This is a genomic window from Pseudomonas citri (assembly GCF_025336485.1).
GTDB lineage: Bacteria > Pseudomonadota > Gammaproteobacteria > Pseudomonadales > Pseudomonadaceae > Aquipseudomonas > Aquipseudomonas citri.
In genome coordinates, this window is the sequence record NZ_JAODAB010000003.1 from 129650 (window position 1) to 150729 (window position 21080).

Genomic DNA, 21080 nt, shown 5'->3' on the forward strand with positions numbered 1-21080 from the left:
TACAGCGTCCCACAGACAATTAGCACGAGAGATAAAGAACCTGCCGAACTTCAGTTGTCGTCCTGCCCTACTGTTTTTCCCATACAGTCGATAGATAGGCACATACCAAGTAGCTTTCGATGCATCTTGAATTCGCCCTGAAGGACAGCGACCTTCGAAAAAGTTATACCGCGCCACGATTTCTTCCTTGAGATGGAAATCAGCGTTCAATTATCAGGACTTAAATATTGATTAGAAGATACAGATTGAAGGAAAAAACCAGTTCAGATGCGAACAGGCAAACACGCCGGATCTTGAGCGAACGCTACCGGTAGTGAGCCACGTACCGTGTCATCAGGGAGGAAAAACCGGGGAGACAACGAAGATGGCCAATCAGGCCGGAGGCGGCGCAAGAGCCGAAGAGGATGACTCTTGCGCAAGACAGAAGGTATCAGGCGGGATCGACGACCTGAAGGGCAACACGCTCACGGCATGGACATTCGTCCATGTACCGGTGTGCCTCGACGAACTCGGAGAACGGGAAGACCCGGGTCTTGAGTGGCAGCAGCACGCGGTCGGCGGTCAATTGATTGATGTCGCGCAATGCGCGTTGCAACGCCACCGTGTCCTGGAGGATACCCAGCTCCGGCTTGCCGGTGAAATTACCGATGCAGTGCACGAAGAACTGAATGTTCTTCTGGAACGCCGCGCACGCCGGGAATGGTGTCTGGTTGCCACCCTGAAGACCGTACAACACCAGGCTGCCACGCGGAGCCAGCACATCGCCAAGCAGCGACATCTGCGGGCCGCCAAGACCATCGAAGACCACGTCGACGCCACGGTTGTCGGTGAATTTGTTGATTTGCATGAGCAGGTCCTGCTCTTCGGTGACGATGACTTTCTCGGCGCCCAGGGACAACAGGTAGTCACGCTCGTCAGCCGTCTTGGTCGCCGCGATCACCCGCACACCCAAGGCCTTGCCCAATTGCACGAAGGATGGCCCTGCACAGTGGCTGGCGTCGGTGACCAAGGCGAATTGTCCCGGCTTGACCCGTGCCAGGTCGACGTAACCGAAATACGCGATCAGCAGCGGCGTGTAGTGCACGGCGGCTTCGATCGGGTTGAGCACGTCGGGATAGCGGGTCAACGCCGTGCGCGGCAGCACGATGACTTCGCCATACACCGGGTAATCGTTCGGGCTTTCGGCAGGAAAGCTTGCGACTTTGTCCCCTACGGCCAGGTCCTCGACACCGTCGCCGACGGCAGTGACCACGCCGGCCATTTCATGGCCCAGGCCCGACGGCAGGCGCGCCTGGGACGACGCCAGGTTCTGGCGCCACAGGGTATCGTACCAACTGATGCTGATCGCTTCAACACGGACCTGCACTTCTCCTGGCGCAGGAAGAGCCGTCGCATGCTCTTCGCATTTGAGCACCTCGGCACCGCCAAACTTGTGAAAACGGATCGTGCGGGACATCGCAAACCTCGTCAAAGTAACCTCTAATGCCCCGAACTCTATCCGGGCTTTGTACCCAAGACCATCAGTGGCTATTAATAGTCGACATGCCTGTCATTGATTCCGCAGTAAGAAATCGATCCCGTCCTGTAGGAACAATCTTAAGAAAACTCAATTAGCCGGTGCAGAGTACCAGCCTTTCCCCGTAAGATTCATGCCGGCCATTGTTCCCATATGGCCGCTCACGTCAAGTTTGCCGAATCTGCCAGGACCCCAGATGAATCGTAATGACCTGAGACGTGTCGACCTGAACCTGTTGATCGTGTTCGAAACCTTGATGCATGAGCGCAGTGTGACCCGCGCGGCCGAGAAGCTGTTTCTCGGCCAGCCTGCCATCAGCGCGGCATTGTCGCGCCTGCGCAGCCTGTTCGATGATCCGCTGTTCGTGCGCACCGGCCGCAGCATGGAGCCGTCGGCCCGGGCAGTGGAGATCTTTGCCCTGCTCTCACCCGCCCTGGACTCGATTTCCACGGCGGTCAGCCGCGCGGCCGAATTCGACCCGGCCACCAGCACCTCGGTGTTTCGCATCGGCCTGTCGGACGACGCCGAGTTCGCCCTACTGCCGATGCTGCTCAAACGCCTGCGCGCCGAAGCGCCCGGCATCGTACTGGTGGTGCGCCGGGTCAACTACATCCTGATGCCAAGCCTGCTGGCCTCGGGTGAAATCTCCATCGGCGTCAGCTACACCGACGACCTGCCAGCCAACGCCAAGCGCAAGGTCCTGCGCCGCAGCTCGCCGAAAGTGCTGCGGGCCGACACCGCGCCGGGACGACTGACCCTGGACGAATTCTGCGCCCGCCCCCATGCCCTGGTGTCCTTCGCGGGCGACTTGAGTGGTTTTATCGACGAAGAATTGGCCAAGCTCGACCGCAAGCGCCATGTGGTCCTGGCCGTGCCGCAGTTCAATGGCTTGAGCACGCTGCTGACGGGCACCGACATCATCGCCACCGTGCCCGACTACACCGCCGACGCCCTCACTGCCGCCGGCGGCGTCCGCGCCGAAGACCCGCCCATCCCGGTGCGTAGCTTTGAATTGCATATGGCCTGGCGCGGGTCGCAGGATAACGATCCGGGGGAGCGTTGGCTGCGTTCGCGGATTCAGATGTTCTTCGGGGATCCTGATAGCCTCTAACGCCGGCAATGTCGACGGCTTCTGCATCGTTCTTTGATGCCCGAAACTATGGCTTCGCCAAGCTAGGTGTGAAGCTCGATCCCGGACACTCCCCTATTCCTGTCGAGTTGGTGACCGACCAGAAAGCGCCCAACCCAAGGTCGGGCGCATCGGATTCAGCGAACCGGAGCGGCGTACTGAATGCCGCCGTGGTTCCACAACCCGTTCAGCCCACGCTTTATTTTCAGATCGCTGCCTTCACCCAGGTTACGGTCGAATACCTCACCGTAGTTGCCGACTTGAGCAACGATTTGCGTAACCCAGTCGTTGGGCAAATTCAGATCCTTGCCCAAGCTGCCCTCGCTGCCCAGTAACCGAGCGATGTCCGGGTTTGCCGTGCTTTTCTTCAGTTCGCCCACGTTCTTGGAGGTCACACCCAGCTCCTCTGCATTGAGCATGGCGTTGAGCGTCCAGCGGACCGCGGCAAACCATTCTTCATCGCCCCGACGTACTGCGGGTGTCAGAGGCTCTTTGGAAATGACTTCGGGAAGAACGGAGTAATCATTCGGCGTCGCAAGCTTCAGTCGTTGCCCATAAAGTTGGGACTGGTCGCTGGTCAGGACATCGCAGCGCCCGGACTCCAGAGCCTTGAAGCTTTCGTCCGAGGTATCGAAGGTGATGGGGGTGTACGTCATCTTGTTTGCACGGAAATAATCGGCAAGGTTCAGTTCGGTCACCGTGCCTGCCTGGATACAGAATGTGGCCCCGTTCAACTCCTTGGCACTTTTTACAGCCAGTTTGTTGTTTACCAGAAAGCCCTGGCCGTCGTAGTAGGCAACGCCCGTGAACAGGATCCCCATGGAGCCGTCACGCGAGGAAGTCCAGGTGGTACTGCGCGACAGCAAGTCGACTTCACCTGACTGCAAGGCAGTGAAACGCTCCTTGGCTGTCAGCTGCGAATATTTGACCTTCTTGGCATCGCCGAAGACCGCGGCAGCCACCGCCCTGCATACATCAACGTCGAAACCTACGAAGGTGCCCTTGGCGTCAACGTTGGAGAAGCCGGGAAGCCCATCGCTGACTCCGCACTGCACGAAACCCTTTTTCTTGATCGTTTCCAGTGTCACACCCGCATGGGCATTGAGTGATACCAATGAGGCCAGTGTGATTGCGAAGATGGCGCAGCCGGACTTAAACAGCTTGTGTTCTTGTCTCATTTGAATGCTCTCTCTTACGGCTTATTTGGCTAAATCCAGGCCGCACGATACCCACGCATCGAGTACGGATGGTTTTTTTGAACAACAAGTTGGAGGGCAGAAGAAGCAGGATCGGACGCCGTCACGGCTCCCGGTAAACGCAGTAAGCACTGGTTGAAAGTGGCATCGTTGGCCCTCTTCTTATTTTCAGAATGCCCCACTGTGAAGGAGCAGAAATCCCAAGACTTCAGAGTTCCGGTTACTCCCTGTCATGAGAGACGACAGGGCCGGACTCCCGATTCCTTTCCCGACTTAACGTAATCCCGGGGCTTATTCAGAAAAAGCGACTATTTTTTCAACATAGCATTAGCTTTGCTTACGAATTGAAGGGCAGAGGCAAGTCGACTAGGTTTTGTACGAAAAGTCTTGAGACGAAGGTCTGGTAAGGCGAAAACAGCCGAGGAACGCCCGGGGTCGCGCTCGACTGTACTGGAGTACATGAGCATTCCGAGGCTGTTTTCAACGCAGCATGAACGAGTATCAAGGCTTTTCGTACAAAGCCTAGCGAAAGTCGGCAGCCTGCTCATAGATGCGTTGAATGAACGCTTGTAAGGCGGGGCTCTTCTTTTCACCTTTGCGAAAGGCCACCGAAATCCGTCGGCGAATCTCAGGCACCAAGCGGCAAACACGGGCGTCTTTCAACTCGAAGCTGGCTCGCAACTCGGGGAAGATTGCGATTGCACAGCCATCACGGATCAAGGCGATGGCGACCTCAAAGCCTTTGCATCGCGCGACGATGTTGGGGGTGTAGCCTGCGTTCTGACAGGCTGAGGTGAGCAGGTTCGTGTAGGTGCCCGAAGCGGTATCGATGACCCACCGCTCCTCGCTCAGGTCCGCCAACCTGACCTCCTCCCGGTGAGCAATGTGATGATCTGGAGACATCATCACATTGAAGACGTCTTCAATCAGGGGAATGATCTCGATTCCTGGGTCCAACAAACTGTGGGGGACGTTCAGGTCATCAATGAGGGCGACATCGGTCTGCCAACTGCGCAGCGCATTGATTCCCTCTTCAGGTTCCATTTCGTCAAACTGCACAGATAGCCGAGGATACGTTTCCCGCAACGCGCGAATGGTTTTCGGGATGAGCGCCGCGGCCACGGAGGGGAACGCAGCGACACGAAGCTCGCCAGCGACGACCTCCTTAAGCTCGGCCATATCGGCCCTGGCGGATTCCAACTCTGAAAAAATACGGTTCGCCCGCTCGACCAGCATCCGACCTGCAATGGTCAGATTGACGCCCCGCCCTCTCCTTTCCACAAGATCGATTCCGACCTCTTCCTCCAGGAGCGCTATCTGCTGCGATACCGCAGAGGGCGATACGTGAAGCGCATCGGCAACGGCCGCCATGGTTTTACGAATAGACAGCTCTCTGAGCGCACGCAACCTGCCAATGTCCATGGGGCCTCCTGACTATTCGCAAGCAACCAAATAATTACTTTAGCTAATGTAATATTGAAATATTATTCGCTTTTTCTAAATTTGGACAAGGGCTAGGTTATGAAAAACAAAGACGGGAGCCCCCACCATGACCAAAGCCTACTTCAATGATCACCTGGAAAAACGCGATCCGTTGATCTTCAACGCCCTTGAGGGCGAGAAGAAACGCCAACAGGGACAGATCGAACTGATCGCTTCCGAAAACTCTGTCAGCCTCGCGAGCCTGGATGCCATCGGCTCGGTAATCACCAACAAAACAGTAGAAGGTTATCCAGGCAAACGCTTCCATGGCGGCGCGGATTTCGCCGACATCGTCGAGCAGGCGGCAATTGATCGCGCCAAGGAACTGTTTGGCTGTGAATTCGCCAATGTTCAGCCCCATTCGGGTACTCAAGCAAACCAGGCGGTGTTCTTTTCGCTGCTACAGCCCGGCGATGTCGTGCTAAGCCTGGACCTGGCCGCGGGCGGTCACCTGAGCCACGGCGCCAAACCCAACCAATCGGGCCGCTGGTTCACCATCGTGTCTTACGGTGTGGATCGTGAAACCGGTCGGATCGATTACGACAACGTCGAGACGCTGGCCCAGGAGCACAAGCCGAAACTGATCATCTCGGGTGGATCGTCCTACCCTCGCGAAATCGACTTTGCCCGGATGCGTAAAATCGCCGATGCAGTCGGCGCCACCTACCTGGTGGACATGGCTCACTTCGCCGGACTGGTGGCTGCGGGTGTTCACCCGACGCCACTGCCTCATGCCGATATCGTGACCTGCACCACCACCAAAACCCTGCGCGGCGCTCGCGGTGGCTTGATTCTCACCAACCGTGAGGACCTGTTCAAGAAGCTCCAGCCGGCGGTGTTCCCTGGTGTGCAAGGCAGCGCCCACCTCGCGACTATTGCCGGCAAGGCCGTGTGCCTTGGCGAAGCACTGACGGATGAATTCAAGGTTTACGGGGCCAATGTGAAGGCCAACGCCCAACTGCTCGCACAAGTGTTGCAAAAGCGCGGCGTTCGTATAGTCAGCGGCGGCACCGATACCCACGTCGTCCTGGTTGATGTGTCCTCCAAAGGGCTGACCGGCCAGCAAGCACAGGACGCGCTGTCCACCATCAATGTGACGTCGAACAAGAACCCGATTCCATTCGACAGCCCCAAGCCATCCGAGTGGAAGGGCCTGCGCCTTGGCTCCTCGGCAGGTACCACCCGTGGTTTTGGAGCAGCGGAATTCGACGTGATCGGCAACCTGATCGCAGACATCTTCGACGTTCAGAACGCTGGCGAAGCGACTCGCACACGCGTAATCGACCGCTGCAAAGCGGTTGTTGCCGATCTGTGCGCCAAGTTCCCCATTTACGCCTGATGAGCCGTCGGTAGCGCAAGGAGCTGCCGACGCTGCCTCATCTACTGACCAGGAACCAACAAGATGAGCGTTTTTCTTCCTGATGATCCAGCGCGCGACGATGTCCTGGCCGGCCGGCCGGCGTTGTGGCTGAACCCCGGGCTCACCGCCAATGGCGCTCACGTCGCCGATCTGCCGGTAAAGCCTGTGCAAGTGGGTGAAGCCGAAGAAAACTGGCTGGCTTTGGCACCCTTGCTCAAGACTTGCTTCCCCGAACTGGTGGCATCGAAGGGAAGAATCGAGTCCGAGCTGATCGAGGCGAACAACCTGCGAAAAGCGTTGGGCTATGAAGGCGCCGAGTTTGGTCGTCTCTTCGTCAAAGCCGATAACAACCTGCCCGTAGCCGGCTCGATCAAGGCCCGTGGTGGTGTGTATGAAGTGTTCATGCATGCCAGGAAAATGGCCGAAGAACACGGCATCTTCTCGGCAGGCGATGACGTCAACCTCCTGACTGGCAAGGCCGCGCGTGCACTGTTCTGCCAACACACGATCGCCGTCGGCAGTACCGGCAACCTCGGTCTCAGCGTGGGTATTGCCGCACGCGCATTAGGTTTTCGCGCGGTGGTGCACATGTCGTCGGACGCCAAGCAATGGAAAGTGGATCGCCTGACTCGCCTCGGCGTCGAGGTCGTGCGTCATCAAGCCGATTACACCACCGCTGTCGAGCATGCCCGGATAGATGCGGAGGCAGACCCCAGCATCTATTTTGTCGACGATGAACGCTCGCAGATGCTGTTTTTCGGCTACAGCGCGGCGGCGACTGAACTGGCCAGGCAACTGGCTGACGCTGGCGTTACTGTCGACAAAGACCATCCGTTGTTCGTGTACCTGCCCTGCGGCATCGGTGGGGCTCCTGGCGGTGTCGCCTACGGCCTGAAGGCCATTTTTGGTGACGCTGCCCACGCGTTTTTCGTTGAGCCCGTGCAGTCCCCCTGTGCCTTGGTCCACATGATGAGCGGCTCCAGCGAACTCGTTTCAGTCTACGACGTGGGGCTGACGAACCGAACGGAAGCCGATGGCATGGCTGTCGCCCGGATGTCGGCATTTGTCGCCGACGTCATGAAGCCACTGCTGTCCGGCATCTTCACCGTGGCCGATGACGATCTGTTCCGATGGCTCTGGCTGGCGCAGGTCAGCCAGTCCATTCGCCTGGAACCCTCGGCGACCGCTGGCTTTGCCGGGCCGCAGTTTCTGGTCAACAGCGCCCAGGGTCAGGCTTACGCGGATCGCAACGGGTTGAGCGACAAGCTCACCGGGGCCACCCACGTTGTGTGGACAACCGGCGGTGCATTCGTTCCAGAAGAGCAGTTCAAGCAGTTCATGGAGCGCGGCGCGTCTCTCGTGAAAAAGAACTGAGTCAAACCGTATCTGTATGCGGCTCCTCCGCAACAGTTCAGATGTGAGGTAAGCGCTTGATGAATACCTTATTCCAGGCCGAACGAATCGACGGTAAAGGCTTTGCCACCCGACTGGTGGAGCGTCTGGCGGATGACGTCAGCATGCTCAAAACCAAAACAGGCCTTACTCCAGGGCTGGCGGTCGTGCTGGTTGGGGAAGACCCTGCAAGCGGTGTTTACGTGGGGGCCAAACATCGCCAGACCCAAGCCGTCGGAATGGAGTCCTATGTCCACAGGCTACCTGCCCAGACCTCGCAGGAAGCGTTGATGACACTGCTGGGACAATTGAACGCCGATCCAGCGGTGAACGGCATCCTCGTGCAGTTGCCCCTGCCGGCACATCTGGATACCCACAGCGTCATCAATGCCATCGATCCGAACAAGGATGTGGATGGTTTCCATATCCTGAACGCGGGCCGTCTCGCGACCGGCCAGGACGCGCTTGTTCCTTGCACCCCACTGGGCTGCCTGATGATGCTCAAGGATCGCCTTGGCGATCTGTCAGGTCTGAATGCCGTCGTCGTGGGTAAGTCGAATATCGTCGGCAAACCCATGGCACAACTGCTGCTGGCAGAAAACTGCACCGTATCCATTGCGCACTCCAAGACTCGCAACGTCCCTGAACTGTGTCGCACCGCCGATATCCTGGTCGTGGCGGTAGGCCGACCGGAAATGGTCAAGGGCGACTGGATCAAGCCTGGAGCCGTGGTAATCGACGTCGGTATCAATCGCGTTCAACGCGAAGGCCAGCCCGGTATCGTCGGTGATGTGGCGTTCGCTGAAGCAGGCCACGCGGCGGCAATCACACCCGTGCCAGGTGGAGTGGGCCCCATGACCATCGCCTGTCTTCTGGCCAACACCCTTACCGCATTCCGACGCCAGCACAATCTCAACACCCCTACTGCCCGATAAAGGTGATCGCCATGACCACTACCAATACCAATTATGTGCTACGTGTTGCTTGTCCTTCGATTCGTGGTGTAACCGCTGACATCACCGCCTACCTCTCCGGTAGAGGCTGCAATATCCGCGACAGCGCTCAGTTCGACGATGAGAGCACTCGTCATTACTTCATGCGCATCACCTTCCGCTCTGAAGAAGGCTTGACCCTTGAGGACCTTCGCGAGGGGTTTCAGCCACTCGTTGAGAAGTATCGAATGGAGCACGAGTTTTTCGATGAACGAGCCAAGCGCAAAGTCATTCTGATGGTCTCGCGATTCGGCCACTGCCTGAACGATCTGTTGTATCGCTGGGGAGTCGGCGCCCTGCCCATTGATATCGTCGGTGTGATCTCCAACCACCTGGATTTCCAGAAGGTCGTGGAAAGTCACAATATCCCCTACCACTGCATCAAGGTCACCCCGGAAAACAAGGTGCAAGCTGAAGCCGAGCAGATGCGCATCGTCCGTGAGACCGGTGCGGAGCTGATCGTGCTTGCTCGCTACATGCAGATCCTCTCGGACGAAATGTGCAGGCAGATGTCAGGCAGGATCATCAATATCCACCATTCCTTTCTGCCCTCGTTCAAAGGTGGCAGCCCGTACAAGCAAGCTTTCGATCGGGGCGTGAAGCTCATCGGGGCGACCTCGCACTTCGTGACCGCCGACCTGGATGAGGGGCCGATCATTGAGCAGGACATCGTGCGGATTACCCATGCCCAGAGTGCCGAAGATTATGTGTCCCTGGGCCGGGACGTGGAAAGCCAGGTGTTGTCGCGTGCCATCCACGCCTATGTACATGGTCGCGTGTTCTTGAACGAGAGCAAAACCATCGTTTTCCCTGCTTCGCCCGACTCTTACAAAAGTGAAGCGGTCGGCTGACTGGCGAGCCTCAACATCCACTGAAAGAACCTGCGTTCTCTGAAAGTCGACGTCAGAGAACGCACCCTCTCCCTCAATGCCCGCAACATCTTTTAGGCCCTGCCCTAACTCAATCAAGTCACAAACAAACATAACAAGACACTTATAAAACATGAAGTGTGAGGCAATTATTCATGCAGGAAAGTACCTGGCTGCTTGGCGTTCTCTTCTCGTCCATTGTGTTGATCATTGTCCTCATCATGAAAGTGCGGGTTCACGCCTTCATTGCACTGATGATTGCTTGCTTCGTGGTCGGCGCTGGCGCGGGCATGCCCATCGCTAAAATCGTTACAACCCTTGAGTCCGGTATCGGTGGGACACTCGGCTTTTTGATCGCAATCATCGGCCTCGGCGGCGTTCTCGGAAAAATACTTGAAGAATCAGGCGGCGCAGAGCGCCTGGCAAAAACCCTGCTGGACAATCTGGGGTCCAGACGAGCCCATTGGGTCATGGCAATCGTCGGTGCGCTCGCCGGAATCCCTGTGTTTTTCGAAGTCGGCTTTGTGTTGCTCATTCCCCTCGTGTACGTGGTAGCACGGGAGACAAAGATCAACACCTTGTACCTGGGCATCCCCCTCGCTATCTCGCTGATGACCATCCACTGCATTCTGCCGCCACACCCCGCCGCCATGGCAATCACGGTGATGATGGGTGCGGACGTCGGCGCGGTGATTGTTTATGGTCTTCTCGTCGGCATCCCGACAATGATCATCGCGGGGCCGATCTGGGTCAGCCTCTTCTGTGCCAAAGACGCAGGCGACAAACAACAGGTGTTCCTGAAAGCCCAGGGAGGCAGTGTAGGAGCGGCCAGAACACTGCCAGGTTTCGCTATTACCTTACTGACCATCAGCCTTCCGCTGATCCTCATGGTGCTCAAAACCGCAACGGCAGGGCTCGCCGAGGGCGCCTGGGCCAGAGTCGCAGGCCAGTTCGTGGGTAACCCGCTGATTGCCCTGATGCTCTCCGTAGCGTTCGGTTACTGGTCACTGGGGCTTCGACAAAATCGCAGCATGACCGAACTGCTGGAGCTCACTCAACGCAGCTTCCCGCCCTTGGCGAACATCATTTTCGTCATCGGCGCCGGCGGCGCGTTCAATGCGGTTCTGATCGAAAGCGGCGTGGGCAAGGCTATTTCAGGATTGCTGGTCGGCTCGGATATCAACCTGATCATCCTGGCCTGGTTCATCGCGTGGGTCATGCACTTCTCAGTCGGCTCCGCCACCGTAGCGATGGTCAGCGCAGCCGGCATCATCCATCCCATGCTGGCTGCAGACCCCACGTTGAAACCGGAAATACTGGTCATCGCCATTGGTGCAGGCTCCATCGGCTGGGCTCACGTAACGGACTCAGCGTTCTGGGTGGTGAAAGAGTACCTGGGTGTCTCACTGTCCGAGGCGTTGAAAAAGTTCACCGGAGGAACGGTGGTTGCCTCGATCGTGGCATTGGTGGCGACGCTTGCGCTTAACCACATCATGTCCATCAGTAACGGCGGTTGATCGCGGTGCTGTTACCGCGACCTAAACCTTGAACTGACCTACCAGCTCCCGCTGATGATGCGCGAGCTGCGTCAGGCTTTGGCTTGCTGCTGTGGTTCGCTGCGCACCCTCGCTCCCCCCATAAGCGCCTTCACGATTTGCTCTCCCCCATGGAACAACTCCAGTGCAACGACCACTCACCCTGACCGAATCTTGATCACTGGAGATGTTCATGGGTATTCAGTCCGCCATGGCTTACCGATATGTGCAGCAATTCTCATGCTTGGCCGAACGCTGCGAAGACAACTGCTGTAAAGGCGACTGGCGAATCGCGGTCAGCGAACGTAGCCAGGACCTGTATAGCCGCAGCTATCCAGAACTCCTGAACCTGATCGCCAAGGACGATTCCGGTTATCAGATGAACAGAGCTGGCGGTCAGTGTGGGGCGCTTGAGGGTGGGCGTTGCCGGATACATGCTCAGCATGGCGAGCAGGTGCTCACCGATACTTGTGCCAACTACCCGCGTATGTATCGCCGGATAAACGACGCCCTGGTGAAGTCTGCGACCATGAGTTGCCCGGAAGTTGCCCGCTTGGGGCTGTTTGGCGACGCCCCCTTCCACATGGAGGAGAGCCGGCAGGACGACTTCCATCTTTACGGGGCCCGTAATCAGGCTGTTCCTGGTATGAACTTGTCCCAATGGCGATCCGTGGTCAGCCTGCTGTTACAAATGACGCTATCGACGCAATTGTCTGTCGACCAGGTACTGCTGCGCCTGAACTGGATCGCCGCCCGGCTGGCCACGATTCCCTATGCCGACTGGGCCGAGAAGCTACCCCTTCAGACGTCGGAATATGAATCGCCAATAGCGAGCAGCGAGCCGATTCTGGCTGACCCGTTGCTGATTGTATTGATGAGTGTCCTGAATGCGTCAGGCGTACCCCAAGCAATGCGTCAGCAGATACTCGGCGCCTCGGCGATCGAGCCGGGAGAAACGCCGGAGCTGGCTCAATGGCTGCTCAAGCCGGCCTATCGGGAGCTTTACCGTGAGGAGCTTCACACCGCGCTCGATCCAGTCCTGAAGCGTTTCATCGCCGCCGAAATGACACGCACGGGGTTCCCGTTCATTTCCAATACCCCTGCCGGCCTCGATTACGGTGTGAGCCTGACTGAGTGGGCGGCCACGTTGGCAATCCGAACCTTGACCTTACGCTACCTGCTGCTTGCCTACTGTGATGTGGACACACGGCAGGCGCCGGACGAGCAAAAAATCGTCGATCTGGTCTATCGATTTTGCCGGGCGGCCAGCCATAACGCTGTTACGGCAGCCGAAAGGACTTTGCGCAACGCAATTGGCGAGAGAGGTGCATCGTATCTGTGTGCCCTGCTCGCGCAAATGCACAACTGAATAGGCAGTGACAGACTAACCCGCAGGTTGGCTGCACCTGACCATGGTACCGGACTTGTGCTCACGCAAGATCGTGAGTCAGTCCATGGCCGGGTCGCCAATGCCCACCACAGGCAGCCAACCAGGCGAAAAAATCGGCGACCGGCATCGGCTTTGCGATCAAGTACCCCTGCACCTCATGGCAGCCGAAACGCTCCAGCACGTCGCAGGCATCCGGGTGCTCCACGCCTTCGGCAACGAGGCGTAAATTCATGATCAAGCCGAGTTGCACAATCGCCCTGACAATCTCCTGCTGTTCGGGACGGTGCAGTTGGGCGATGAAAGAACGATCGATTTTCAGTTCATCGACAGGCAACCTCGACAGGTAGGCCAATGATGAATGACCGGTGCCGAAATCATCGATCGACAGTGCGAAACCCAGCCGACGCAGTTGCGACAACGATGCCAGGGCCTGATCGGGATTATGCATGGCACTGGATTCGGTGATTTCCAGACAAATATGCTCGGCCCTGGCCCCGGTTTGCTGGAGCAAGGCCTCGACTTTTTTTGGAAAGGCAGGGGACTCCAGATCCTGCACGCTCAGGTTGACGCTGATCCGAACGGCCCGGGAATTGGCATAGGCTCGCGCCAACTGCATGCATTCGCGCAATAGCCAGAGACTGAGCGCGCAGATCTTGCCGTTATGTTCGATGATCGGTAGAAAGGCCCCCGGCGCAAGCAAACCCAAGCAAGGGTGTTGCCAGCGCACCAGCGCTTCGGCGGCATCAACCCTGCCACTGCCGAGCGCGGCCTTGGGTTGCAGGAAGACTCGCAACTCACCGGCAGCAATAGCCCCATCGAAATCATCCAGCAGAGCCATCATCTGCTGACGCCGACGCTCCTGCTCTGGATCGTAGAACACATGAGTGCGCGCCAGGTTGCGGGCCGAATCCAGGGCGGCCTCGGCATGACAGAGCAAATCCTGGACCTGTCGGCCATGACTTGGAAAACGGGCCAGCCCGAGGCGGGCATCGACCCTGACCCGATGATGTCCGCCGAGGCTGAAGGGAACATCGAGCGTCCTGACAAGGCGGGCAAGACAAGCCTCTTCATCACAACGCAGCAACAGCGCGAATCCGTCGGAGGGCAACCGTGCCAGGATCTCCCCTTCACCAAGCACGGCTGCCAGACGCTGCGCCACCCCTTGCAACAGCAGGTTGCCATCAGCATAGCCGTACAGCGAGTTGATGCGTTTGACGTCGCGGATATCGAAGATGGCGACGGAAAGTTCGGGCCCCCTTCGATATCCCTCTTCGAGCAACTGATCGACATCCATGACGAATCGCGTCCGGTTGGGCAAACCTGTCAATGGGTCTTCGAACGCCAGTTGGGATATTCGTAACTCCCGACTGGCAATGACATCGCTCATGCGCCCTATCGCATAAGACAAGGTGCCCAATTCATCCCGACCGGTAGGCAGGTTCAACCGGTAGTCGCCACTGGCAATCTGTCGAGCCGCCTGGCTCAGGTTGCGCAAGGGGGCAATAAAGGCGCGCGCCAGAGGCAGACCGACCAGCAAGCCGAGCAGGAACGTCGCCAGGCCGATGCCCAGGAACAACAACAGGCAGGCCAGTCGTTCCGCCTCGATCTCCTTGAGGGTGACGTCCGCCCCGAGGACCAGATCGACACCCTGTGGTCCGGCCAAAGGTGAAAACAGGGAACGGAAGCTGCCAAACTCGTCACGGTACTCGGCAAAAGCGTTGTGCCTGCTCTGAAACACCCGATCCAGTTCAGGCGGACCACTTTCATAAACGGCCAGGTGCTTGCCATAGAGACCGGCTTCAATTTTCGTCACGCTCGCCGAGTCCATTACGAAACGGGTATGGCCCTGGCGTCGGACCAGGACGTAGATCGAATCGACCCCGGCCTTTTGCGCATACTCATCCAGCAACAACAACATCGAACGGTAGCGCTGCTCATCGAACGGTCCGTCACTCAGCAGTTCGCGCAGATAATCGTCACCGATTACCATCGGCAACGCTTGCACGGTACTGGTCAGGCGAGTGTTGATCACTTTATCGTCGGCAGCGGTTTTCAAGCGATAACCACTGACGGTAAAGAGGATCGTCGCAAGCAGATGGATCGCAATGAAACTCAGCGAGACTTTGCTCAACAACGAGAGCGAGCATAGCCTGTCGATTACACCCAGGCCGCGTAACGACGCGGGCTCAGGCATTGCCCAACCTTGCTGTTCATAAATCTCGCTCATAGGTCGTCCCTGACTGTGTCAATCGGAATCATTCGAGGCTTCACACGGTGAATCGACTGACCAGGCCTTGCAGCTCACCCCCAAGCTGAGCCAGTTCAACACTGGACGCAGCAATTTCAGCGCTGGCTTCAGCAGACTGGTCGGCGGTTTCACGCACATTCAAGACGCTGCGGTTGATCTCCTCGGCTACGGCGGTCTGCTCCTCCGCTGCCGTGGCGATCAACATGCTCATCTGCTGGATGTTGGAAACCTGCTGTGTAATCGTCGCCAGGGCCTCCCCGGTATCACGTACGCCGGTGACCGTCGAACGCGTCTGTTGCACGCTGGTTTGCATCATCCGTGAACTTTCTTCAGCGATCCGCTGCAGGCCTTCGATCAGGTTTTCGATTTCTTCCGATGACTGTTGTGTACGTTGCGCCAGGCTGCGTACTTCGTCCGCGACCACAGCAAAGCCACGACCCGCCTCACCTGCGCGTGCCGCCTCGATGGCCGCGTTGAGGGCCAGCAGATTGGTTTGTCCGGCGACTGTCTTGATGACATCGAGCACGCCGCCGATACGCTCGCTTTCCTGATGAAGACGGGTCATGGACTCGGCGGACATGCCGACCTCGCGGGCGAGCGTCTCTATCTGTACCACCGCCTGCTGCGATACCTCCAAGGCATTGCTGGCCTCAAGGTCGGCTGTTTTTGCCGCTCCAGCTGCATTTTCAGAGTGGCGAGCCACCTCAAGCACGGTCGAGGTCATTTCATTCATTGCTGTTGCGACCAGATCGGTTTCGCTCTTCTGGCTGTCGATACCTGCCCGGGTCTGGGTGGTGATGGTCGCCAACTGGCTCGCAGAAGCGGCCAGCCGATGCGAACTGCCGCCAATTTGCGAGATGACATCACGCAGGCGCCGACTCATGTTGTTGATTGAACGCAACAGTTGTCCCAGTTCGTCGGCGCGGTCGCTATGCAGTTCTACGGTCAGGTCGCCATTGGCAATGCGTTCTGAAGCCTGCAACGTCTGTTGTAGGGGAATGACGATCTGACGACCGATACCCCAGGCAATCAGCCCGCCCAATGCCAATGAAAAGAGTGTGACCGCACCCAGGATGATGAGCACGAGATCCACGCTGCTCTTGGCCCGGTTTTCTTCGGCGGCATACAACTCATTGATTTCACCTTGCAAGGACGCCAGTGACTCATTCAGTTTCAAGGCCACTTGCGCATTCTCTGGTCCAGACTGTCTGCGATGTTGTGTGTCGATATAGGCACGCAGTTTTTCGTCCAGGCGCCTTACCGCCCCCAGATCCTCCTGGGGCCAGCCGCCGGCCCGGATATCATCCAACATACTGGAGAGCATCTGTTGCATGGTTTTCAGGTTCGCATCATGTCGGGCGAGCTGCTCTGAATCCGCCGTCAAGGCATAAACGAAATTGGCATCCCGGGAGAAGACCGTCTGATCGAACAGGCTGCCAAGGCGATTGATCCGTGTCAGGGACTGACCGTCGCCACGCAAGCCATAAAAACCCGTCAATGCAAGTAATACAGCCAGGGCCAATAACAATCCGAACCCCAGCGCCAGTTTTCGGGTGACGGTCAAATGCTCTAATGCGAAACCACGCGACATGGGCGACAACCTCGTCATACTGTTTTATTCCGGTCGTACTGATGCTTCACTGCCGGAAAAACCGACAAGTGGCCATTGCAAAGTATTTTTGAAAAAGACACTTCCAGCTCGACAAACGACCGTCGATTGAATGGGATAAAATGTGGAACCAAAGTGCCAGTACGAAGAATATCACCGCCTTGCAAAAGAAGGAATCGCTTATTAAAAATCCAAATATGGATATCTGAAATCCATATTTCAACATTCCTAATCCTGGTCATCCTCGGTAAAATCGCAGCCCCAAAGGAAACTTGATCAAGTAAGCGACCACTCAACGACAATCGCTGGCGCTGGAAAAATAAAACTGACAACTCCACTCTTTGCCAGCACCTGGCAAATACCAAGGTTAATCATGCTCAATGATATAGCTATCTTTGTACAAATTGTCCGCAGTGGTAATCTCTCAATAGCCAGCAAGAAGCTGGGAGTGCCAGCCAATACCCTGAGTCGTCGCCTGGCCAATCTAGAGCAACTCTTGGGAACTCCCCTTCTTTTTCGCTCGACCCGCGCGCTTCGCTGCACTCCCGCGGGCGAGCAGCTGTATAACCAGAGTTTCAAGAGTGTCGACACACTTCTCACATCGATAGAATCCCTCAGGCATATGGAAGGACAGCCCTCTGGGAAAGCACGTGTCCAGGTGTCGAGCAGTTTTTTCGAGCATTCTGAATATGACTTCCTGCAAAATTTTTTCAATAAATATCCCGACATAGAGCTGGAGCTGATCGTTGCCGATGTAGAGCCGAACCTCACGGAGGATGGTATCGACTTGCTGTTACGCGTCGGCAAGCCTAAAAAAAGCAGTTATGTCATGCGAAAACTATGCGATGTCACCTTGGGCTTGTATGCAAGCGAAGAGTATCTGATTGAGCATGGCACCCCCCAGTCCATAGACGATCTTATTGGTCATGAACATATTCAATTCCTGGGGCAAACACTCAACAACACCTTGACGCTCAAGAGGTTTGATGAATTTTTCAGCGTACCTATCCGAGGAAGATTCTCGTCAAATTCAATGCTCGGCTTGATCAATGCCGCCACCCAAGGACTTGGTATTGCATTGTTAAATAACGTGATGATTCAGTTTAAAAGAAGAGAGTTGATTCATGTTCTTCCGGAATACTTTCTCCCCACCGATGGGTATTATGCAGTTTTTCCGAATCAAAAATCCCTGTCGCCGGCAGCGCGTACTTTTCTCGATTATGTGATTGATAAAACGGCCAACTGCAGCCCATAGGATGGGGCCCGGCGAGTGACTTTGCGGAACATCCGAATGTGGGGCGCGAAGCGATGATGAGGCAAGGCATCATCGCGCCGCACCTTCATGACCGCTCATTCAAAACCACGTCTCCATCTGAATCCCGTACTGCCACACCCCGCCAGCATTGAAGTCGGACTTACCGAAAGCATCCGTGGTGCTGTACCGGTCCAGGTCAGAGGACCAATCCATGACGCTGGCGAACACCCGCAGTTCGGGGCGTGTGAGCAGGTCCCCCAGGTCGGGCTTGAAAGTCGGGGCGACGGTGAACTTCCAGAAACTGCCGTTGACCGCGTTGCGTTGCAGGTAGCCTTTGGGGTCCAGGTCCATGGTTTGCCAGCTCATCTCGTAGGCCATCTCGAAATTGCTGTTGATTTCATTGGCCAGCCGGACGTTCAGCGTCATCCAGCGGTAGTCATCGCCCTGGACATAGCGGTCCTTGCTCTGCTCGGCCAGCAGGCTGGGGCCGATGCGCCAGCCAGGGGCGATGGGCGTCTCGCCGTAGAGTGCCAGGCGTAGCGCGCGGGCGTCGTCGATCAGTTCGCCATCGGCGCCGACGTTCTTGACCTCCGCCCCCAGGCCTTGTCCATAGAGCAACGCCGTCTTGAAGAAGCCTTCCCTGCCGAAGAAGTTCTTCTGGTGGTTGGCCACCATGGTGTGCAAGCCGGAATCGGCGGGGCTCAGGCCGGCCTCATTGCTTCGCGTGCCGATGTCGTTTTTCTTCGAACCAATGGCGTTGAACATCCACTGCCACTGCCCGTTATCGAAAAACTGGTTGGAGGTCAGGACGTAGCTTTCCACATCGGCATTGACGCCGCCCTCGCTGAACTCGCCGTAGTTGCGCCCGATCAACGAATAATTCGAGCGCCAGTCCTTGGTCATCTGCACGTCGTAGATACCGCCCCCGGTACCGGCCAGGTAGATGACGTCCGAGTCCAGCCAGTGGATGTCGAAGTTGTCGCGATCAAAGCGTTTACCCGCCCACAAAGTGGCGTTTTCGAACATTGGGTTACCCTTGAATGCGGCCAGGTGATCCAGTTCGGTAAACACTTGGCGCACGTTCAGGTTACTTTCGCTGGCCGTCCAGTCGTTGGAGCTTTCCACGCCATCGGCGATGGACACGGTAAATTTCGAGTGGGTGCCGTTCTGGGCGTACATCTCCTTGGACAGGTCGATCCGCATGTAGGTGTCGTCCTCGTTGCCGAGTCGCCCGACGGCGCCACCAACCGAGCCGGCCGGCGTGGCATAAGGGCCGCCACGACCACCGCCCAGCCCGTCGTTGACCAGCAATCCGGAGCGGGCATACCCCTTGAAACTGAAACCGTCGGTAAGGTGCGCGCCGCTGTTCTGTTTTTCCATGCTTTGCTGACGGGCTTCGAGCTTTGCCAATCGTGAATCCAGCGTGGGCGCGGCAACGCTCGCGACGGGCGTCGGTGCGGGTTGAGTGGACGCGGCGAGCTTGAGTTGTTGCAGCTCCCTGGCCAATGCCTGGGTCTGTTGTTCCGCGGCGGCGGCGCGTTTTTCCGCGGCACTGGTGCGAGCCTCGAACGCGGCCATGCGTTCTTCCAGCGTCGCCGCCTGAGAAGTGGCCGCCGAGGTGCCGAGCACGCCCGCCAGAAGCCAGCCTGATGCTTTCTGCATGTGGATTTCCCTGTTTTGTTGTTATTTTTCGTTCCCGCGCCCTGTTTCCGCACCGAGATTCCGAATTGTCAGAACCTGCGAAAAAAAGGATGCCTCATGGCAAATACGCTGCTACATTTGGCGATGTTAACGTTAACTTTTCTAAAAACAAAAATAAAGAGGGCCTTATGAAACCGCTCAAATCGTTCCTTCCAGGCGCATTGCTCGCCCTTTGCGTCGGGCTTCCGAGCCTTTCCAGTGCTGCCAACCTGACCATCTCCTGCGGTGCCGTGGGCGCCGAACTGCAATTGTGTAAGGAGGCTGTTGACGCGTGGTCGAAACAGTCCGGCCACAGCGTTGAAGTGGTCTCCACGCCTAACTCGGCGACCGAACGGTTGTCCTTCTACCAACAGATCCTCAGCGCGCAGTCCAGCGACATCGACATCATCCAGATCGACATGGTGTGGCCTGGCATGCTCGCCAAGCACCTGATGGATCTGCGCGAGGTGCTGCCCGCCAACGCCACTCAAGGCTTCTTCCAGGCCCAGGTGGACAACGCCACGGTGAACGGACGGCTGGTGACGATGCCGTGGTTCACCGATTCGGGCCTGCTTTATTACCGCAAGGACCTGCTCGAGAAGTACAACAGGCCAGTCCCCCAGACCTGGGAGGAAATGACCGCGACCGCCAGGAATATCCAGCAGGCCGAGCGCGGCGCCGGTAACGCCAACACGTGGGGTTATGTGTTCCAGGGGCGCGCTTACGAGGGCCTGACGTGCAACGCCCTGGAGTGGATCAGCAGCCAGCCGCAAGGTGGCCTGGTCAATGCCCAAGGCGACATCGTGGTCAACACCGCAGCCTCGAAGGCAGCGTTGACCTTGGCGAAAAGCTGGGTGGGCGACATCTCTCCACGCGGCGTACTCAACTACACCGAAGAAGAAGGACGTGGGGTTTTCCAGTCGGGTAATGCGCTGTTCATGCGTAACTGGCCGTATGTCTGGGCCCTGGTGCAGAGCCCGGACAGCGCCGTAAAAGACAAGGTCGGCGTCGCGCCCCTGCCCCGTGGCGGCGAGTCCGGCACCCATGCCTCCACCCTCGGTGGCTGGGGCCTGGCCGTTTCGCGCTACAGCGCCCATCCCAAACTGGCGGCCGAGCTGGTGAGCTACCTGAGCAGCGCCCAACAGCAGAAGCACCGGGCCTTGGTCGGCGCTTATAACCCGGTGATCGAATCGCTCTACCAAGACCCTGACCTGCTCAAAGCCATGCCGTACTACAGCCAACTGCACAGCATCCTCAATGACGGCGTCATGCGCCCTGCCGCGATCACCGCCGAGCGTTACCCACGGGTTTCCAATGCGTTTTTCGACCAGGTGCATGGCGTGCTCGCGGGCGAGTTGCCTGTCGACCAGGCCCTGGCCGAACTGGAAAGTGAACTGACGCGCATCAAGCGCCGGAACTGGTAAGCC

Annotated in this window: 16 protein-coding genes; 9 read left to right on the top strand and 7 right to left on the bottom strand. The window is 57.5% G+C overall.

Going from position 1 to position 21080, the window contains the following annotated elements:
• Positions 1 to 430: 430 nt before the first annotated feature.
• Positions 431 to 1456: a zinc-dependent alcohol dehydrogenase family protein gene (locus tag N4Q37_RS04670; protein WP_260955731.1), complete on the bottom strand. Its 1026-nt coding sequence runs from the start codon at positions 1454 to 1456 to the stop codon at positions 431 to 433.
• Positions 1457 to 1712: 256 nt separating this feature from the next.
• On the opposite strand from N4Q37_RS04670, the gene N4Q37_RS04675 reads away from it, so the two are divergent.
• Positions 1713 to 2627 (top strand): LysR family transcriptional regulator, encoded by a 915-nt coding sequence (locus tag N4Q37_RS04675; RefSeq protein ID WP_260955732.1) that lies wholly within the window; start codon positions 1713 to 1715, stop codon positions 2625 to 2627.
• Positions 2628 to 2782: 155 nt separating this feature from the next.
• Here the strand turns inward: N4Q37_RS04675 and N4Q37_RS04680 are convergent, their stop codons facing one another.
• Both N4Q37_RS04680 and N4Q37_RS04685 read right to left on the bottom strand, forming a co-directional pair.
• Positions 2783 to 3823 carry an amino acid ABC transporter substrate-binding protein gene (locus N4Q37_RS04680; protein ID WP_260955733.1) on the bottom strand — a complete coding sequence of 347 codons (1041 nt, stop codon included), beginning with the start codon at positions 3821 to 3823 and terminating at the stop codon, positions 2783 to 2785.
• Between the two features lie 540 nt (positions 3824 to 4363).
• Positions 4364 to 5263 carry a LysR family transcriptional regulator gene (locus N4Q37_RS04685; protein WP_260955734.1) on the bottom strand — a complete coding sequence of 300 codons (900 nt, stop codon included), beginning with the start codon at positions 5261 to 5263 and terminating at the stop codon, positions 4364 to 4366.
• Between the two features lie 127 nt (positions 5264 to 5390).
• On the opposite strand from N4Q37_RS04685, the gene glyA reads away from it, so the two are divergent.
• From glyA to fliB, 6 genes are all read left to right on the top strand, one after another.
• On the top strand, positions 5391 to 6662 hold the full coding sequence (glyA, locus tag N4Q37_RS04690; RefSeq protein ID WP_260955735.1) for a serine hydroxymethyltransferase: 1272 nt from the start codon (positions 5391 to 5393) through the stop codon (positions 6660 to 6662).
• Positions 6663 to 6725: 63 nt separating this feature from the next.
• Entirely contained in the window at positions 6726 to 8057 is a 1332-nt protein-coding gene (locus N4Q37_RS04695; protein WP_260955736.1) for a D-serine ammonia-lyase, read from the top strand.
• Positions 8058 to 8116: 59 nt separating this feature from the next.
• The gene (gene folD, locus N4Q37_RS04700; protein WP_260955737.1) at positions 8117 to 9010 is read left to right on the top strand and encodes a bifunctional methylenetetrahydrofolate dehydrogenase/methenyltetrahydrofolate cyclohydrolase FolD; all 894 of its coding nucleotides are present in this window, start codon (positions 8117 to 8119) and stop codon (positions 9008 to 9010) included.
• 11 nt (positions 9011 to 9021) lie between these two features.
• Positions 9022 to 9918, top strand: coding sequence for a formyltetrahydrofolate deformylase (gene purU / locus N4Q37_RS04705; RefSeq protein WP_260955738.1), 897 nt, complete (start codon positions 9022 to 9024; stop codon positions 9916 to 9918).
• Between the two features lie 173 nt (positions 9919 to 10091).
• Complete coding sequence (locus N4Q37_RS04710; protein WP_260955739.1) at positions 10092 to 11453, top strand: GntP family permease; 1362 nt, start codon at positions 10092 to 10094, stop codon at positions 11451 to 11453.
• A 211-nt stretch (positions 11454 to 11664) separates the two neighbouring features.
• On the top strand, positions 11665 to 12840 hold the full coding sequence (gene fliB / locus N4Q37_RS04715) for a flagellin lysine-N-methylase (RefSeq protein ID WP_260955740.1): 1176 nt from the start codon (positions 11665 to 11667) through the stop codon (positions 12838 to 12840).
• Positions 12841 to 12901: 61 nt separating this feature from the next.
• Here the strand turns inward: fliB and N4Q37_RS04720 are convergent, their stop codons facing one another.
• The 3 genes from N4Q37_RS04720 to N4Q37_RS04730 are packed head-to-tail and all read right to left on the bottom strand — an operon-like array spanning position 12902 to position 17050.
• Entirely contained in the window at positions 12902 to 15088 is a 2187-nt protein-coding gene (locus tag N4Q37_RS04720) for a putative bifunctional diguanylate cyclase/phosphodiesterase (protein WP_260955741.1), read from the bottom strand.
• Between the two features lie 40 nt (positions 15089 to 15128).
• A complete protein-coding gene (locus N4Q37_RS04725) occupies positions 15129 to 16700 on the bottom strand; it encodes a methyl-accepting chemotaxis protein (RefSeq protein ID WP_260955742.1) in 1572 nt (523 codons plus the stop codon).
• A gap of 14 nt (positions 16701 to 16714) precedes the next feature.
• Positions 16715 to 17050, bottom strand: coding sequence for a hypothetical protein (locus N4Q37_RS04730; protein WP_260955743.1), 336 nt, complete (start codon positions 17048 to 17050; stop codon positions 16715 to 16717).
• Between the two features lie 41 nt (positions 17051 to 17091).
• Here N4Q37_RS04730 and N4Q37_RS04735 point away from each other — a divergent pair, with 41 nt between their 5' ends.
• Entirely contained in the window at positions 17092 to 17973 is an 882-nt protein-coding gene (locus N4Q37_RS04735) for a LysR substrate-binding domain-containing protein (protein WP_260955744.1), read from the top strand.
• A 99-nt stretch (positions 17974 to 18072) separates the two neighbouring features.
• Here N4Q37_RS04735 and N4Q37_RS04740 read toward each other — a convergent pair whose 3' ends face one another.
• Positions 18073 to 19635 carry a carbohydrate porin gene (locus tag N4Q37_RS04740; protein ID WP_260955745.1) on the bottom strand — a complete coding sequence of 521 codons (1563 nt, stop codon included), beginning with the start codon at positions 19633 to 19635 and terminating at the stop codon, positions 18073 to 18075.
• Between the two features lie 167 nt (positions 19636 to 19802).
• Between N4Q37_RS04740 and N4Q37_RS04745 the strand changes: the two genes are divergently transcribed.
• Positions 19803 to 21077, top strand: a complete 1275-nt coding sequence (locus tag N4Q37_RS04745) for an ABC transporter substrate-binding protein (RefSeq protein WP_260955746.1) — start codon at positions 19803 to 19805, stop codon at positions 21075 to 21077.
• The last annotated feature ends 3 nt before the right edge of the window (positions 21078 to 21080 follow it).

Coding starts and splice junctions, on each gene's coding strand:
- N4Q37_RS04710 (WP_260955739.1), top strand. CDS start 10,092: ATGCAGGAAAGTACCTGGCTGCTTGGCGTTCTCTTCTCGTCCATTGTG.
- fliB (WP_260955740.1), top strand. CDS start 11,665: ATGGGTATTCAGTCCGCCATGGCTTACCGATATGTGCAGCAATTCTCA.
- N4Q37_RS04685 (WP_260955734.1), bottom strand. CDS start 5,263: ATGGACATTGGCAGGTTGCGTGCGCTCAGAGAGCTGTCTATTCGTAAA.
- N4Q37_RS04740 (WP_260955745.1), bottom strand. CDS start 19,635: ATGCAGAAAGCATCAGGCTGGCTTCTGGCGGGCGTGCTCGGCACCTCG.
- N4Q37_RS04670 (WP_260955731.1), bottom strand. CDS start 1,456: ATGTCCCGCACGATCCGTTTTCACAAGTTTGGCGGTGCCGAGGTGCTC.
- N4Q37_RS04745 (WP_260955746.1), top strand. CDS start 19,803: ATGAAACCGCTCAAATCGTTCCTTCCAGGCGCATTGCTCGCCCTTTGC.
- N4Q37_RS04680 (WP_260955733.1), bottom strand. CDS start 3,823: ATGAGACAAGAACACAAGCTGTTTAAGTCCGGCTGCGCCATCTTCGCA.
- glyA (WP_260955735.1), top strand. CDS start 5,391: ATGACCAAAGCCTACTTCAATGATCACCTGGAAAAACGCGATCCGTTG.
- purU (WP_260955738.1), top strand. CDS start 9,022: ATGACCACTACCAATACCAATTATGTGCTACGTGTTGCTTGTCCTTCG.
- N4Q37_RS04675 (WP_260955732.1), top strand. CDS start 1,713: ATGAATCGTAATGACCTGAGACGTGTCGACCTGAACCTGTTGATCGTG.
- N4Q37_RS04725 (WP_260955742.1), bottom strand. CDS start 16,700: ATGTCGCGTGGTTTCGCATTAGAGCATTTGACCGTCACCCGAAAACTG.
- folD (WP_260955737.1), top strand. CDS start 8,117: ATGAATACCTTATTCCAGGCCGAACGAATCGACGGTAAAGGCTTTGCC.
- N4Q37_RS04720 (WP_260955741.1), bottom strand. CDS start 15,088: ATGAGCGAGATTTATGAACAGCAAGGTTGGGCAATGCCTGAGCCCGCG.
- N4Q37_RS04735 (WP_260955744.1), top strand. CDS start 17,092: ATGCTCAATGATATAGCTATCTTTGTACAAATTGTCCGCAGTGGTAAT.
- N4Q37_RS04695 (WP_260955736.1), top strand. CDS start 6,726: ATGAGCGTTTTTCTTCCTGATGATCCAGCGCGCGACGATGTCCTGGCC.